The following is a 15211-nucleotide window of genomic DNA, read 5'->3' as shown; positions in this document are numbered from 1 at the left end:
CCCGCTCACATCACCGCCGACACTACCTCGGGCGATTCTTCCAGCGCGTGCGCCATGAAGTCCAGCGCCGAGCGGATCTGCGCGCGCGTCGCCGGGCCGCCGAGGCAGACGCGCACCGCCTCCACCGTGGGGGCGGTGACGGTGAAGGCGTCGCTCGCCACCACGCCGATGCCGGTGGAACGCATATGGCCGACAAAGGCCGAGCGGGTCCACGGCGCGGGCAGCTCGATCCAGAGATTGAAGCTCAGCGGGTCGGCGCGGAAGCTGCCCTTGGGCAGAACCTCGCTCGCCAGCGCCTGCCGCGCGGCGGCTTCGGTGCGGATGAAGCGCAGCAGCGTGTCGGCGGTGCCGTCCTCGATCCAGCGCGTCGCCAGCGCGGTGGTCAGCGGCGAGGCCATGACATTGGCGGTGCGCAGGGCGCTGGCGAAGGCGTAGCCGGCGCGCACCTCCGGCGCCACCACATAGGCGGCGCGCAGCCCGGCGCCGATGCACTTGGCCAGCCCCGCTATGTGCCAGGTGAGGTCCGGGGCGATGGCGGCCAGCGGCGGCGGGCCGTGCGGCGGCACGAAGCCATAGGCGTCGTCCTCGACGATCGGCACGCCGAAGCGCCGCGCCACCTTGGCGATCGCCTCGCGCCGTTCCTCGGGAATGGTCAGCGTGGTCGGGTTCTGCAGCGTCGGGTTGAGATAGAGCGCCTTGGGCGCGAGGTCGCGGCAGGCGGCAGCAAAAGCGTCGGGGTCGATGCCGTCACGGTCCATCGGCAGGCCGTGAAGCTTGATGCCGAGCTGGGCGGCGATAGCACGCACGCCGGGATAGGTGATCGCCTCGCACAGGATCGTCTCGCCCGGCCGCGCCAGCAGGCCGAAAATGCCGAGCAGCGCGGGATGCGCGCCCGGCGTGACGAAGATGCGCTCCTGCGCCGGCACCAGCGCGCGCCGCCCCAGCCAGGCGGACGCCGCGTCCTTGTCCGCCACCGTGCCGCCGAAGCCCTGATAGCGCAGCAGGCTGACCAGATCGCGCGCCACCTCGGCCAGCCCCTCCTGCATGCGCTCGATCAGCGCCGGGTCGTCCGGCTCGGGCGGCAGGTTCATGGAGAGATCGACCGTGCCGGGCTTGGGCGCGGCGGGTGTACGCGTCTTCGGGCGCGGCGCGCCGGTGACGAAGGTGCCCTGGCCGACGCGCGATTCGACCAGGCCGCGCTTCTGCGCCTCGACATAGCCGCGCGCCACGGTGGTGAAGTCGATGTCGAGCCGGGCCGCGAGCTTCCTCTGCGGCGGAAGCCGGTCGCCGATGGAAAGCCGCCCGGCGCGGATGTCCTCGCCGATCAGGTCGGCAATGGCGAGGTAGCGCGGCTTGTCGGAGCGGCTGAGGTCGGGAATCCAGTCGGCCATGCGTTCACCTGTCGTCATCCCGGACGGCCGCAAGGCCGATCCGGGATCGTCTGCCCGAGCGGAGATCGAGCCCGGCGCTCATGGCGGTCGGCCGGGAAGACGGTATCCTCCCGGCCTTGCCGTAATTGACTGTATAATGTTGCAAAGGTGGCCTGTCACCCCTGGTCCACAACTTGCTGCGTAGAGCCAGTCTCGCGCCGACGTGCCGTGCCTGCGCAGCAAGCGTGCAGAGTCCCGCCTGTTCTCTCAGCGTCCGCCCGTTCTCTCGCCACCGCCTCGCCGCCGTCCTCAGATTAATTGTATGTATTATTGAATGTAATTTGACTGTTTTGCTGATTCTTTCATCATTCCATCAATTGGCACCTTGATTGCATTGCCTGTTCCGCCCGGCCCCCAATGCAGGTTCCCCGCCGGCCCATTGCAGCAGCCAAGGAGAGCGACATGGCCACCATCACCGTGCCGGCCCATGCCAAGGGCGACGTGCTTGTCGATTATGAAGAGAAGAAGTTCGAGGACGTCAAAGCCGCCCCCGGCGAAAAGGCGCTCATCACCTTTCACACCGTCGCCTTCGAGGGCTCGATCGGCCTCGTCAATCTGCTCCAGGCCTCGCGCCTGATCCAGAAGGGCTTCGAGACCTCGGTGCTGCTCTATGGCCCCGGCGTCACGCTCGGCGTGCAGCGCGGCTTCCCCAAACTTGGCGACGAGGCCTTTCCCGGCCATCTCAACTTCAACAACCGCATCGAGAAGATCCTGAACGATGGCGGCAAGGTCTATGCCTGCCGCTTCGCCCTGCAGGCGCTGTACGGCCATGGCGAGGGCGCGCTGATCCCCGGCATCATCCCGGTCAGCCCGCTCGACGTGCTCGACATCGTGCTGCTCCACCGCCGCGAGAACGCCTTCATCCTCGACACGTGGACGCTGTGACGGCTGTCCACTGACCGAGCGGTCCCGGATCGGCGGCGTGCCGCCGTCCGGGATGACGACCAACCGGGAGGCCGCCATGGCCGAGAGCAAAGTGGCCGAAAAGAAAATGGTCCGCGTCGCCGCGGTGCAGATCGCGCCCGATCTCGACACGCTGGAAGGCACGCTCGCCCGCGTGCTCGCGGCGCTGGAAGAGGCGGCGGCCAAGGGCGCCAAGCTCGTCGTGTTCCCCGAAACCTTCCTGCCCTGGTATCCCTATTTCTCCTTCGTCCTGCCCCCGGTGCTGACAGGGCCGGAGCATTTGCGGCTGTATGAGCAGGCCGTGCTCATCCCCGGCCCGGTGACGGAGGCGGTGAGCGCCAGCGCCCGCCGGCTCGGCGTGGTCGTCGTGCTGGGGGTGAATGAGCGCGACCATGGCTCGCTTTATAATACCCAGCTGATCTTCGACGCCGATGGCGCGCTCAAGCTCAAGCGCCGCAAGATCACCCCCACCTTCCATGAGCGGATGATCTGGGGCCAGGGCGATGGCGCCGGGCTGAAGGTGGTGGAGACGGCGGTGGGGCGCGTCGGCGCGCTGGCCTGCTGGGAGCATTACAACCCGCTCGCCCGCTACGCGCTGATGGCGCAGCACGAGGAAATCCACGTCGCGCAGTTTCCCGGCTCGCTGGTCGGGTCGATCTTCGCCGAGCAGATCGAGGTGACGATCCGCCACCACGCGCTGGAATCGGGCTGCTTCGTCGTCAACGCCACCGGCTGGCTGACCGAGGAACAGATTGCCCGCATCTCCCCCGAGGAGAAGCTGCGCCGCGCCCTCACCGGCGGCTGCATGACGGCGATCATCTCGCCGGAGGGCAGCCATGTCGTGCCCCCGCTCACGTCCGGCGAGGGCATCCTCGTCGCCGATCTCGACATGGGCCTCATCACCAAGCGCAAGCGGATGATGGATTCGGTCGGCCACTACGCCCGGCCGGAACTGCTCAGCCTCCACCACGACACTCGCCCGGCCGTGCCCGTCCACACCACCGCCGGGGCCGATGGCCCCGTCCTGACAGGGAGCGTTTCCGATGAAGCCGATGGATCTCGCGCGGGAGCTCACGCCGCTGCCGACGCAGCAGCTGATCAACGAATTGCAGTCCTACGGGGTGCGGCTGGTTGATCCGCGCGCCGGCGCCGATTCGCGCCGGGGCGGGGCCGGGCCATCCGACCACAAGGCGATGACGCTCGACGGCATGACGGTGATGGTGCCCGTCCACACCGCGCCGGCCTTCGAGAGCCCCTATCTCGTGGAGAAGCCGGACGCCTTCGGGAAAAGCCGCATCAGCCGCGACGGGCTGGTGCTGGGCGAGGTGTCGTTTCCCCTGCAGCCGAAATTCTACGGCCTCACCACCGCCGACGGCGTTCCCTATTCCAAAATTGCCGTGCTGCATGGGCGCGACGTGCTGGCGACGACGGTGCTGCAAAGCTGCATCCGCTATCAGAGCCGCACCAAGACCTGCCAGTTCTGCGCCATCGGCCAGTCCTTGGCGGCGGGCCGCACCATCGAGCGCAAGACCCCGGCGCAGCTCGCCGAAGTCGCCAAGGCCGCCGTGGAGCTCGACGGCGTCAAGCACATGGTCATGACGACAGGCACCCCGCCGGGCAAGGACCGCGGCGCGGCGATCCTCGCGGAAAGCGCGGCGGCGGTGAAGGCGGCGGTGAACCTGCCCATTCAGGTGCAGTGCGAGCCGCCCGATGACGATGCCTGGTTCGCCCGCATGTTCGAGGCCGGCGCCGACGCGCTCGGCATGCATCTGGAAGCCTGCACCGAGGAGGTGCGGCACCGCATCATGCCCGGCAAGGCGCAGGTGTCGGTGGAGCGCTATTTCGCGGCCTTTGCCGCCGCCGTGCCGGTGTTCGGGCGCGGGCAAGTGTCGACCTACATCCTCGCCGGGCTCGGCGACACCGCCGGGGACATCCTTTCCGTCTGCGACCGGCTCACCCGCATGGGCGTCTATCCCTTCGTCGTGCCCTTCGTGCCGATTTCCGGCACGCCGCTGGAAAGCCACCCGACGCCCACGCCCGCCTTCATGAACTCCATCCTCGGCCCGCTCGCCGGCATGCTGCGGGCGACGGGGCTGAAGGCCACGGAGGCGAAGGCGGGCTGCGCCAAATGCGGCGCCTGTTCGGCGCTGGCCACCTATGAGCGGCAGGGCGCGGTGACGGGAGGGTGCGCGTGATGTTCGAGCCCTTCCGCCCCTTCCGCGCCGCCGATTTCCAGGTGAAGTTCGCCACCCAGACCTGGGAGAGGCGCGGCGCCGCCCGCCTGCGCCACGAGGTGTTCTGCCAGGAGCAGGGCCTGTTCGACGGCGATGACCGCGACCCGATCGACGAGGTGGCCATTCCGCTGGTTGCCGTCTCCATGCTGGGTTTATTAGCCGACGATGTGGTGGGCACGGTGCGGATTCACGAGGCCGCGCCGGGGGAATGGTGGGGCTCGCGCCTTGCCGTGGCGGAGGATTACCGCAAGGTCGGCGCATTGGGCGCGGCGCTGATCCGCCTCGCCGTGTGTTCCGCCCATGCGCGCGGCTGCACCACCTTCCTCGCCCATGTGCAGAGCCAGAACGCGCTGCTGTTCCGCCGGCTGCGCTGGGACATTGTGGAGGAAAAGCAGCTGCATGGCCGGCCGCACGTGCTGATGCGCGCCGATCTCGCGCATTACCCGCCGATCCATGACGCGGAAACCGGCTTCCACGCCCAGCCGCGCCGGGTGGCGTGAGGAGGGGAGGGCGCATGTCACTCACTCTCGCCCGCCCCGCCGCCGGTCGGCTCGACTTCGCCGGGGTGGCCTTCTCCGAGGTCGTAAGCCGGCTACGCGCCTCGGCCGGCCTCGCCTCCAAGGCCGATATCGCCCGCGCCGCCGCCCGGCTCGGCTTTGACGGGCGCGAGGCCATCCGCGTCGGCGACGACTGCGCGGCGATCCCCGATGGCGAGGGCTATCTGCTGTTCGCCATCGAAGGCTTCATGAACGGCTTCGTCGCCGCCGATCCCTGGTTCGCCGGCTGGTGCGGGGTGATGGTCAATCTCTCCGACATCGCCGCCATGGGCGGGCGCCCGCTCGCGGTGGTCGATGCGGTGTGGGCCAGGGGAGAAGACGGCGCCGCCCCGGTGCTGGAGGGGCTGCGCGCCGCCTCAGCCCGCTTCGGCGTGCCCATTGTCGGCGGGCATACCAATCTGGCGAGCGAGCAGGGCCAGCTCTCCGTCGCCGTGTTGGGTCGGGCGAAACGCCTGCTCACCTCCTTCGACGCCCGCCCGGGCGAGGTGCTGGTGGCGGCCATCGATCTGCGCGGGCGCTACCGCGAACCCTTTTCCAATTGGGACGCCGCCACCGGCGCGCCGGCCGAGCGGCTGCGCGGCGATCTCGAGCTGCTGCCCCGCCTCGCCGAGGCGGGGCTGGCCCGCGCGGCCAAGGACATCAGCCAGGCGGGGCTGGTCGGCACCGCCGCCATGCTGGCGGAGGGCTCCGGGGTCGGCATCGAGATCGACCTCGACGCCGTGCCCGCCCCCGAGGGGGTCGATCCCGCGCGCTGGCTGATGACCTTCCCGAGCTTCGGCTACATCATCCCAATCGGACACACTGTCCTTCCCATCGTACTCACCAGCCTCGCCGAACGGGGCATTGCGGCGGCGATGGTCGGCACCGTCACGGCGGAACGGAAAGTCACGGTCCGCCAAGGGCTTGAGGTTGACACCGTGTGGGATTTCGCCCGCGCGCCGCTCATCGGCTGCGGACCGGCGGAGGACGCGGCATGAAGCGGCCCCTGCGCATCGCGATTCTCGCCCATTCCACCAACCCGCGCGGCGGCGTCGTCCACGCGCTGGAACTCGGCGAAGCGTTGGTACGGCTGGGTTTCGAGGCCGTCGTGCACGCGCCGGACTCGCGCGGCGCGGGGTTTTTCCGGCCCAGCCTGTGCGCGACGGTGAGCGTCCCCGCCGCGCCTGCCCCGGGCGACGTGGCGGCGATGGTACGCCAACGCGCGGACGAATATGTCCACTATTTCAATGCTTTGGAGCATCGCCGCTTCGATGTGTTCCATGCCCAGGACGGGATATCCGCCAACGCGCTGGCCACGCTAAAGGAGCGCGGCCTGATCCCTGGCTTCGCGCGCACCGTGCATCATGTCGACGCCTTCCGCGATCCCGAACTTAAGGCCTTGCAAAATCGATCGATTCGCGCCGCCGACCGGCATTTCGTCGTCAGCCATCTCTGGCAGGACCTGTTGCGCGAGACCTTCGGGATCGACGCCGTTCTGGTCGGAAATGGCATAGATACCAAGCGCTTCACGCCCAAGCCCGACGGTCGGGAGGCGGCGCTGGCGGCCCGGTTGGGGCTCGGACCCGGGCCCATCGTGCTCAGCGTCGGCGGGGTTGAGGCCCGCAAGAACAGCTGCCGGATTCTGCAGGCTTTCCAACAGCTTCGCGCGATGCATCCGCACGCGCAGCTCGTCATCGCCGGCGGCGCCAGCGTGCTCGACCATCACGACTATCTCAACGAATTCAAGGATTTGCTCGCCGCGTCCGGCCTGCCGACCGAGGCGGTCATCCGCACCGGGCCGCTACCGCAGGACGATATGCCGGCGCTCTACCGCCTCGCCGACGTGCTCGCCTTCGCCTCGGTGAAGGAGGGCTTCGGCCTGGTGGCGCTGGAGGCCATGGCCTGTGGCGTGCCGACGGTGATCTCCCGGATTCCGCCCTTCACCGAACATATCGGCGAGGATGAGACCGTGTGGTGCGATCCGCTGCATCCCGCTTCCATCGCCGACGCGCTCATGCTCGCCTTGCAGCCGCAAACCCTTGCGCGGCTTGCCAAAAAGGGTCCGCTGGCCGCCGCCCGATTCGATTGGGCCGCCACCGCGCGGGCGCATCTTTCCACCTATGAGCGCCTCGCGGAGCCGGTCCATGCCTGAAATGCGCTTCACCATTCGCTGGCCGGACGGCGCGCTGGAGAGCTGCTACTCGCCCTCGCTGGTCATCAAGGACTACCTAACTTCAGGTGAAAGCTACGCTTTGGCGGATTTCCTGCGGCGCTGCCGCGAGGCTCTCACCATCGCCAGCCAGCGGGTCGAGGCCCGCTACGGCTTTCCCTGTTCCCGCGCCATGGGCCAGCTCGCCCGGCTGGAGCAGGCGGGCCAAGCCTATGCCACCCATCCCGATGCCCGCGTCGCCGTCGAAGCATTCGCGGAATGAGCCGGAGCCACCCATGAACGAGAATCGTATCGCGCATTATCCCGTGGTCATTGTCGGGGGCGGGCAGGCGGGTCTGTCGACCAGCTACCACCTCACCGCGGCCGGTATCGACCATCTGGTGCTGGAGAAGCGCACGGCCATGCACGCCTGGGAAAGCCAGCGCTGGGACAATTTCTGTCTCGTCACCCCGAACTGGCAATGCGACCTGCCGGGCCATCCCTATGCCGGCCCGGACCCGGACGGCTTCATGAAGAAGGACGAAATCCTAGAATATCTCAAGGCGTTCCGTGCCAAGGTCGATCCGCCGATCCGCGAAGGGGTGACGGTACGCCGCGTCAGCCGACGCCCCGAAGGGGGTTTTCTCGTCGCCACCTCCGCCGGCGATGTCAGCGCTGACGCGGTCGTCGTGGCCTCCGGCGGCTATCACGAGCCGATCGTTCCGCGCATGGCCGAGCGCCTGCCGCCCGCGCTCGTGCAACTCCATTCCGCCGCGTACCGCAATGCCGGCCAGCTGCCGGATGGCGCGGTGCTGGTCGTCGGCTCCGGCCAGTCCGGCGCCCAGATCGCGGAGGATCTGCACCTTGCCGGCCGCAAGGTCTTCCTCGCCGTGGGCAATGCCCCGCGCTGCGCCCGCTTCTATCGCGGCCGCGATGTCGTCACCTGGTTGGCCGATATGGGCTATTACGACATGCCGGTGGAGCAGCACCCGCTGCGCGAAGGGGTGCGCGACAACACCAATCATTATGTCACCGGCCGCGACGGCGGGCGCGACATCGACCTGCGCCGCTTCGCGACGGAAGGGATGGAGCTGTTCGGCGTCTTGCGGGACTTTGACGGGACGAATCTCCTGTTCGACACCAATCTTGCCCAGGCGCTGGACGACGCCGACCGCACTTATAACGGCATCAACGCTGCCATCGACAAGCACATCGCGGAGAAAGGCCTCACCGCGCCGCCGCCCTCGGTCTACACGCCGGTGTGGCAGCCGGAGCGGGAGCGGCCCGCGCTCGACCTCGCCGCCTCGGGCATCGCCGCCATCATCTGGTGCATCGGTTTCCGGCCTGATTTCCGCTGGCTCGACGCGCCGGTGTTCAATGGCGCCGGCCACCCGCAGCACCGGCGGGGGGTAACCGCGCAGGAGGGTGTGTACTTCATCGGCCTGCCCTGGCTCCACACATGGGGTTCGGGACGCTTCGGCAGCGTCGGGCGCGACGCCGCCCATATCGTCGCCCACATCGCCGAGCGCCGCGCCAGTGCCGAAGCTACCCTCGCCGACCGGGACACCGCCGCATGAATATCGCGCTCCCGTCGGAGGGACCTGCCGCGATAGAGGTCTTCGTGGCGGAGGAGACGCTGCTGCTCGGCATGCCGCAGCTCTGCCTCGCCGGCCTCTCCGAGGTCTGGCTGCTGAAAGAACTCGGCCACCGGCACTGGATGGGCCTGGCGCAGCTGGCGGGGCGGTCCGTTCCCGATTTCCGCGCCACGGATGGCGCGCCGGTCTACGCCGCGTTCCGGGCGCTGTCGGTGGAACAGGCTGACTTCGCCGTGCTGGGCGAGAACGACCGATTGACCATCCGCACCACCCTATGCCGTCTGACCCACACCCAATGTGCCAGCCGGCACGAGCTGACCTGTCGGGGTCGGCCGGTCGGCACGGTGAATCTGGTCTCCACCTTTGTGCGCCGGGCGCCTAGAGGCGGCAATCATACCGTGGCGCGCGTAGCGCTGGAGGCGTTCCCCAAGCTCATGCCCCCACTCATGGCACTTGGCCGTGCCGGCGAATCGCTCGCCGCACGCGCCGCAACCTTCCGCAGCACCGGAGCGGCGCCGGAGCCCCGATTCGCCGCCGCCGGCCTTGTCGAGGACGGGTGCGTCACGTTCGATCCCTGCCCCGCACAGGATTTCAACGGCGCCGGCTTTCTCTATTTCTCGAGCTTCATTGCCCTGATTGATCGCGCCGAGTGGCATTTCGACGGCCGGTCGGCGCCACAGGCGACAACGCGCCGGCGCGAGGTCTATTTTCACGGCAACATCGATCCGGGCGAGCGCGTCGTGGTCCGCCGCCTGATGGATGAACGCGGTGCCCGGGAACGTATCCATCACTATCGGCTGGAGCGTGCGGGCGATGACCTGCGCCTCGCCGACGCCTTCACCCAGCGTGTCTTCTGATCTTCCGCCCCCGGTCAGCTCGCCTGAACGTGGCACCGTCAACAGGCTGTGAGAAATCCTGCGGGACCCCGTTGCAATCTCCGCGAGGCTGGGGCATAGAGGCGTCCCGTTCGGGGCGGCAACGAAAGCCGACGCGGACGACGGAGCGGGCGGGTGTAGCTCAGGGGTAGAGCACAACCTTGCCAAGGTTGGGGTCGTGGGTTCGAATCCCATCGCCCGCTCCAAATTTTCCTACGTCAGAAAGGCCTCGCGATAGCGGGGCTTTTGTCGTTTTGGGCTTGGCGATCCCGCTCCTCGGAGCGACGGGTCACGCAGCATCTGCGGTGAGCGGGCCGAGCCGCTTCATTCGAGCATCGTGTCCGATGGACGGGCCACGGTGAGCCGCCGCCAGCGACATTGCTCGCGCCAGAGGTTTTGCTGTACGCGATAACCTTCTCACAGCGCGATTCGAGTGCCGCGTGAACACGATGCAACCATCGGCTTTCGACATCTTCCTGGATCTCACCCAGGACCTTGCTGTCGATCTCCCGGCCTATGTGCAGCGGGTCGCGCTGGAAGAGGGTCTCTTCGAAGGTCGACAGGTCACTATCGTGCTGCCCACGGGGGGCGATGCAGCGCTCATCGAGACGCTGCGCCCCGCCCAGGTCTTCACCGATGCGTTGGCAGGCCTCGGCTTTGCCCTTGCCGGCGCTGCTGAACGCGGCCGAGCGCTGGCCCTCATTATCGGTGCGTGGCGCTGGCGCAACCAAACCCTGCAGGCGCTTTCAGCCGAAGCCGATCGTGATCCTATGGTGGCGACCGTCCAGCCTCGCTTCAGTGATGTGGAGGCCCGGCACATATTCGGGCTTCCCGGCGTTTCTGAATGGAAGCTCGGGGCGGCCGCGGCCGCCTTGTTGCCAGCGCATTACGTGGCCCCTGAGTTGCTCTCCCCTCTTCAGGTGATGACGCCGCAGGCGGTGGCGGCGGTGCCGCCTCTCGCGGCCACCTCGCTCAGTGAGGCCTATGCTGCGATGTTGCGGGGCCTGAGGCGGCGCGGCTATCGCAGCCTCATCTGCAATCGCACGATCGTTCCCTGGCCCGGCGGCACAACGGCTTACCGCGTTCTACCGGCCGGGGTGCCGCCGGGTGATGCCGAGCATTCCGCTGAGATGATGCGGGACATGCCTGAACACCGGCTGGAGAGAATCCTGACCGACGCCTTCGACGATGATGGGCGTCCGCGGATTCTCTTGGATTGCAAGGGCCTGCACCCGGTGATGAACGGGACAGCCGTGTGCATTGTTGGCTTGTTGCGCGGGTTTCACGATCTTGCCGATCCGCGCGTGCGCATCAGCGTTCTTGTTGCCGAGGAAGCCGCCCGGTTTCATCGGCTGAAGGTCTTGTTCCCCAGTTTCGATTTCCAGCATGGCGGCCCGCAAGGCGGGTTCATGGCAGCGATCCTGCTGGACCAGCCCTGGGCGATCTCAACGATCCGGGATCTTCATCATGTGGCGGGCCTGATCATGTTCAACATGCTCGATACGATCGCATGGGACATCATCTACGCGGCGGTGCCGGGGCTTGGCCGTGCCTGGACCGTTCTCGGGCAGGTAGCGGATACGCTTTTCTTCATATCCGCCTATAGCCGCGATCGGTACGTCTTTCGCTTTTATCCGGATGAGCGGCTGCCCCTGCTCGTGACCCATCTAAGCATGGACCCGGCCGAGATCGTTGGCGATCCGGAGGCGGGCCGCGTCGCCGATGCGCCCTACGTGCTGGTGATGGGTAACAGCTATGACCACAAGGACGTCGCCGCGACGCTGTCCAGTCTTTCGACGGCTTTTCCTTATACGTCCTTCATCTCCATAGGCGCGAAAGATGTCCCGTCGGCAAACGTGATCGCGATGGAAAGTGGCGCCCTGTCGCCCGCCCGTATCGCGCGGCTGTTCGCGGATGCAGCGGTCGTGGTGTTCCCGTCGCACTACGAAGGATTTGGCCTCCCCGTGGGAGAGGCGATCGCCTATGGCAAGACGATCATCGTGCGGGAAAGCGCGCTGTGGGACGAGATCGGCGCGCTCTCGTCCCATCCAGAGCGGATCGTGACCTTCCGTCTGGAGAATGATCTCGTCGCGGCTGTCGGCGCAGCGCTTCATGCCACCCCGGTCGCGATCGCGACTCCGATCCTATCGGAAGGGGCGCCGGAGCCACGTTGGGCGGATTGCGCGCGTGTGATGCTCGACGCCACTCATGCCGCCATTGCCGGCTTCGACGGACGGCGTTGGCTGATCCGGGAAGCCATGCTGGCCAGCGCGTAAGGGACCGTTCGATCATGCCCAGGGCACCGTCCATTCCTCACGACTCCCTGACGGAAGAGGTTCAGGGGCGTTACGGCGCCCTTCGGTTCTTCACCAAGGATACCGTCATCGGGGTCGCCTTGCGGGCCTATGGCGAGTGGGCGGAGAATGAACTGCGCTTCTTGCGCCACGTCATTCCGTCGGGCGGGACAGTCATTGATGTCGGGGCCTTCGTCGGCACCCACGCGCTCGCCTTCGCGCACCGCGTGGGGGATGAAGGGCAGGTCCATGCCTTCGAGCCGCAGTCACGTTCATTCGCGCTCCTTGAGACGAATATTCGCGCGAATGGGCTTAATCGCGTCCATCTTCATCACGCAGCGGTGGGCGCGGCGCCGGGCCAGGCTCGTCTCGACGTGATGAAGACGGACGAAGCGGCGAATTTCGCAGGTTTGGGTGTTCGGTCGGCGCAGGCCGACGCAGGAACCTTCGACGAGGTGGCGGTCGTGGCCATCGACAGTCTGGATCTTCGGCGCTGTGACCTCATCAAGCTCGATGTCGAGGGCGCGGAGGATGCGGTGCTGCGCGGTGCGGCCGAAACCATCACGCGATTGAAGCCCGTCATCTATGCGGAATGTAATTCGCTAGCCGATGGCGCGCGGAGTTTTGCCGAACTCACCTCTCTCGGCTACGCGCTGTTCGTGCATGTCGCGGATGCCTTCAATCCGGACAACTGGTTTGGCGCGCGGGAAAACATGTTCGGCGTGGCGCGGGAGGCGGCCATCGTCGGCGTGCCGCCCGAGCGGCGCGACGAAATCGCGGCGCTGACCGACCCGAACTGGCAGATATTCGAACTCAACAGTCTCGATGATCTCGCCTACGCGCTGCTTCAGAAGCCGCAATATATCGATGAAATCCTGCGCGCGGGCCTTGCCGCCGGATGTGGGGGCCGCGTGGCAAGTGCCTTCGAGCATGCGGCACTTGAGCAGGCCCATCATCGTGTTGTCGAGGCTCAACATCGTCTCGCTCATGAATGCGAGGCACAGCGTCGCGAACTGGCTGATCTCCGGCAGGTCGTGGCGGCGACCGAGCGGTCGAACATCTTCAAGCTTGTGAGGCCCTTTATCCGAGCGGAGGCATCCTTTCGAACCGGCCTGAGGAAGCTGCGCCAGAAAATGCGCGCAGGCCTGCCGAAACGCCGCCCGGTTGCGGCAACGAGAACGGATGACAACGGGCCTCAACTCACCATCCGATTGCAGGGTCTGACGGAGCGTGGTGTTGCCCGGACGGTCGCTCGGAAGGCTCCGCTCATGGTGTGCGTGTCACATGTGTCGCCCTGCCCACCCCGGGCCGGCAATGAGTACCGCATCCTGCAGCTCACACGCTGGCTGCGCGCGCGTGGCCTTGATCTGCTGCTGATCGTTTGTCCGTTGCCGGGGGAGGAACTCGCACCGGAGCGTGCTGTCGCGCTCGCGGCGGAGTTCGACAATGTCGTGGTCGTTGGGCGCGAGGGTGAACTGCGGGTTCACCTGGCGCGACAGGATCTCGCGGAGGTTCTTGGGTCATTGTCCGGCGTCGATGTCCGGAACTTCGCGGAGGCCCTGAGGGAGGATGCGAACAGCGATGGGCGGATCCTGTCGATCACGCGAACGTTCTGCCCTGATCTCCTGCTGGAGGTCATGTGTGCGATCGATGCAGCGGCCAAGCCCTTCGCCTTCCTGCTGAGCTACTGCTTCATGACGCGCGGCGTGCCTCTGCTTCGGCCCGACGTGACGAAGATCGTCGATACCATCGATGTCTTCTCCGCGAAGGCGAGCAAGGTTGTGCGGTTTGGCATCGAAGACACGCTCGCGCTGATGCCGGCGGAGGAGCGGGATCTGCTGAGCGGCGTGGATGCCGTTCTCGCGATACAGCCCGACGAGGCGGACGAACTCCGCGCCCTTGGCCTTGATGCTCCGGTGCTGACCGTCGGCGTGGATATGGACGTGTCGTCACCGGCCGCCGGGCAACCTGCCGAGCCGGTGGTGCTGATGGTGGCGTCCCACAATGAAATGAACGTGAAGGGCCTCCGGGACTTCCTGCGTTTTGCCTGGCCGCGTGTGCGCGCGGCGGTGCCGGCGGCACGGCTCCATGTTGTGGGATCGGTGGGCAGGATTCTGACGGGTCATGAGCCCAATGTCCGCTGGCTTGGCCATCTGGAAGACCTCGGCGACGCCTATGCTGCGGCCCGCCTCGTCATCAATCCCGCCGTCGCTGGTACGGGGGTGAAGATCAAGACCCTGGAGGCGCTGAGCCAGTTGCGGCCCATCGTTCTGTGGCCCTCTGGCGTCGATGGCCTCTCCCCCGAACTCCGCACCTATTGTGCGTGCGTGACCGATTGGTATGCCTTCGGTGAGAGCGTGATCGCCCTGCTTCGCGACGCGGCGGCCGGAGATCGGCTGATCGAGGCGCGCGATACCATCAGTGCTCTGCTGTCACCGGAGCATGTTTATGCCGAGTTCCAGGCCTTGCTGAGCCGCCGCCTTTCCGTGGGTGAAGTGGGTCACGCGCCTCGCGCGGCTGAGCTTACCATGTGACGAGCATGCCAATGTCGGCCTTCCGCGCCTCAGGCACATCGATCCCCCGCTCCACTTAAGGCAGGATCCGGCACCTGTTCCGCTCATCAACGCGCGCCCGTTCATGAACATTCTCAGCCTTTTTGTCCGCCACGGTACCGAGAAGTATCCTCACGCCCATGAAGAGCTGCTCGGCTACTATGCCGATCGGCTTTCCAGCGCTCGGATCGACTGCGTCATCATCGACAATGCGCTCCCGGAAGGCACACGCGACAAGCAGGCGGATGGCACATGGCTGCTCGGCGGTTCAAATGCCTGCTGGGAATTCTCCGCCTGGGAGCGGGCGCTGGAGACGTTCCGCCTCGATCTTACCCGCTATGATTTCGTCCATTTCGTCACCTCGGCCTACCGCCAGCTCTACACCGCCTATATCGAGCGCATCGGCATGCCGCTTCTGGCCAATCTGCTTGGTCGCGACGTGATGCTGGGGCACATCGACAGTTATAGTGACCCGGTCGATTTCCTCGGCTGCAGGTCCCAGGCTTGGCTGCGCTCCTGTTTCCTGTTTGGGCCGCCCGCAACGCTGCGCCGCCTGGGATCCATCGTCGGTCTGCGCAATCCCGGCGTCTGGTTCTCGGGCAATGCTGCCGCACCCTTCCGGGACGACGCGCCGCTATCCCGG

13 protein-coding genes and 1 tRNA gene (1 of these 14 only partly in view) are annotated in these 15211 nt (G+C 66.9%); 13 read left to right on the top strand and 1 reads right to left on the bottom strand.

The window, feature by feature from the left end; genetic code table 11:
- Positions 1 to 5: 5 nt before the first annotated feature.
- A complete protein-coding gene (locus ACP2AH_RS12175) occupies positions 6 to 1391 on the bottom strand; it encodes a PLP-dependent aminotransferase family protein (protein ID WP_425106035.1) in 1386 nt (461 codons plus the stop codon).
- 441 nt (positions 1392 to 1832) lie between these two features.
- Here ACP2AH_RS12175 and ACP2AH_RS12170 point away from each other — a divergent pair, with 441 nt between their 5' ends.
- From ACP2AH_RS12170 to ACP2AH_RS12110, 13 genes are all read left to right on the top strand, one after another.
- Positions 1833 to 2315 (top strand): MSMEG_0572/Sll0783 family nitrogen starvation response protein, encoded by a 483-nt coding sequence (locus ACP2AH_RS12170; protein ID WP_244449980.1) that lies wholly within the window; start codon positions 1833 to 1835, stop codon positions 2313 to 2315.
- Between the two features lie 76 nt (positions 2316 to 2391).
- Positions 2392 to 3468, top strand: a complete 1077-nt coding sequence (locus ACP2AH_RS12165; RefSeq protein WP_425106034.1) for a Nit6803 family nitrilase — start codon at positions 2392 to 2394, stop codon at positions 3466 to 3468.
- Positions 3386 to 4528, top strand: a complete 1143-nt coding sequence (locus ACP2AH_RS12160; protein WP_425106165.1) for an MSMEG_0568 family radical SAM protein — start codon at positions 3386 to 3388, stop codon at positions 4526 to 4528. The genes ACP2AH_RS12165 and ACP2AH_RS12160 overlap by 83 nt, the downstream gene beginning before the upstream one ends.
- Positions 4525 to 5067: an MSMEG_0567/Sll0786 family nitrogen starvation N-acetyltransferase gene (locus tag ACP2AH_RS12155; protein WP_425106033.1), complete on the top strand. Its 543-nt coding sequence runs from the start codon at positions 4525 to 4527 to the stop codon at positions 5065 to 5067. Before ACP2AH_RS12160 ends, ACP2AH_RS12155 begins: the two co-directional genes overlap by 4 nt.
- A gap of 14 nt (positions 5068 to 5081) precedes the next feature.
- On the top strand, positions 5082 to 6101 hold the full coding sequence (locus tag ACP2AH_RS12150; RefSeq protein WP_425106032.1) for a sll0787 family AIR synthase-like protein: 1020 nt from the start codon (positions 5082 to 5084) through the stop codon (positions 6099 to 6101).
- Positions 6098 to 7255: an MSMEG_0565 family glycosyltransferase gene (locus ACP2AH_RS12145; protein ID WP_425106031.1), complete on the top strand. Its 1158-nt coding sequence runs from the start codon at positions 6098 to 6100 to the stop codon at positions 7253 to 7255. Before ACP2AH_RS12150 ends, ACP2AH_RS12145 begins: the two co-directional genes overlap by 4 nt.
- A complete protein-coding gene (locus ACP2AH_RS12140; RefSeq protein WP_425106030.1) occupies positions 7248 to 7535 on the top strand; it encodes an MSMEG_0570 family nitrogen starvation response protein in 288 nt (95 codons plus the stop codon). Before ACP2AH_RS12145 ends, ACP2AH_RS12140 begins: the two co-directional genes overlap by 8 nt.
- A gap of 13 nt (positions 7536 to 7548) precedes the next feature.
- Entirely contained in the window at positions 7549 to 8829 is a 1281-nt protein-coding gene (locus ACP2AH_RS12135) for an MSMEG_0569 family flavin-dependent oxidoreductase (RefSeq protein ID WP_425106029.1), read from the top strand.
- Positions 8830 to 8873: 44 nt separating this feature from the next.
- A complete protein-coding gene (locus ACP2AH_RS12130; protein WP_425106028.1) occupies positions 8874 to 9704 on the top strand; it encodes a Pnap_2097 family protein in 831 nt (276 codons plus the stop codon).
- Positions 9705 to 9853: 149 nt separating this feature from the next.
- Positions 9854 to 9928 (top strand) — tRNA-Gly (locus ACP2AH_RS12125).
- Between the two features lie 243 nt (positions 9929 to 10171).
- Positions 10172 to 11998 (top strand): glycosyltransferase, encoded by a 1827-nt coding sequence (locus ACP2AH_RS12120; protein WP_425106164.1) that lies wholly within the window; start codon positions 10172 to 10174, stop codon positions 11996 to 11998.
- Positions 11999 to 12012: 14 nt separating this feature from the next.
- Positions 12013 to 14550 (top strand): FkbM family methyltransferase, encoded by a 2538-nt coding sequence (locus tag ACP2AH_RS12115; protein ID WP_425106027.1) that lies wholly within the window; start codon positions 12013 to 12015, stop codon positions 14548 to 14550.
- A 103-nt stretch (positions 14551 to 14653) separates the two neighbouring features.
- Positions 14654 to 15211 carry the 5' portion of a hypothetical protein gene (locus ACP2AH_RS12110; RefSeq protein WP_425106026.1) on the top strand. 273 nt of this gene lie beyond the right edge of the window, so 558 of the gene's 831 nt are visible here — the first part of the coding sequence; it begins with the start codon at positions 14654 to 14656; its stop codon lies off the right edge, out of view.

This window comes from Ancylobacter sp., assembly GCF_965249975.1.
In the GTDB taxonomy this organism is placed as follows: Bacteria; Pseudomonadota; Alphaproteobacteria; order Rhizobiales; family Xanthobacteraceae; genus Ancylobacter.
Note: the sequence above shows the minus strand (reverse complement) of the source record. Positions and strands in the feature narration are given on the sequence as shown.

What these genes read in the sequence shown, in the direction of transcription:
- ACP2AH_RS12170 (WP_244449980.1), top strand. Translation starts at nt 1,833, where the DNA reads ATGGCCACCATCACCGTGCCGGCCCATGCCAAGGGCGACGTGCTTGTC.
- ACP2AH_RS12115 (WP_425106027.1), top strand. Translation starts at nt 12,013, where the DNA reads ATGCCCAGGGCACCGTCCATTCCTCACGACTCCCTGACGGAAGAGGTT.
- ACP2AH_RS12175 (WP_425106035.1), bottom strand. Translation starts at nt 1,391, where the DNA reads ATGGCCGACTGGATTCCCGACCTCAGCCGCTCCGACAAGCCGCGCTAC.
- ACP2AH_RS12160 (WP_425106165.1), top strand. Translation starts at nt 3,386, where the DNA reads ATGGATCTCGCGCGGGAGCTCACGCCGCTGCCGACGCAGCAGCTGATC.
- ACP2AH_RS12140 (WP_425106030.1), top strand. Translation starts at nt 7,248, where the DNA reads ATGCCTGAAATGCGCTTCACCATTCGCTGGCCGGACGGCGCGCTGGAG.
- ACP2AH_RS12145 (WP_425106031.1), top strand. Translation starts at nt 6,098, where the DNA reads ATGAAGCGGCCCCTGCGCATCGCGATTCTCGCCCATTCCACCAACCCG.
- ACP2AH_RS12135 (WP_425106029.1), top strand. Translation starts at nt 7,549, where the DNA reads ATGAACGAGAATCGTATCGCGCATTATCCCGTGGTCATTGTCGGGGGC.
- ACP2AH_RS12165 (WP_425106034.1), top strand. Translation starts at nt 2,392, where the DNA reads ATGGCCGAGAGCAAAGTGGCCGAAAAGAAAATGGTCCGCGTCGCCGCG.
- ACP2AH_RS12120 (WP_425106164.1), top strand. Translation starts at nt 10,172, where the DNA reads ATGCAACCATCGGCTTTCGACATCTTCCTGGATCTCACCCAGGACCTT.
- ACP2AH_RS12150 (WP_425106032.1), top strand. Translation starts at nt 5,082, where the DNA reads ATGTCACTCACTCTCGCCCGCCCCGCCGCCGGTCGGCTCGACTTCGCC.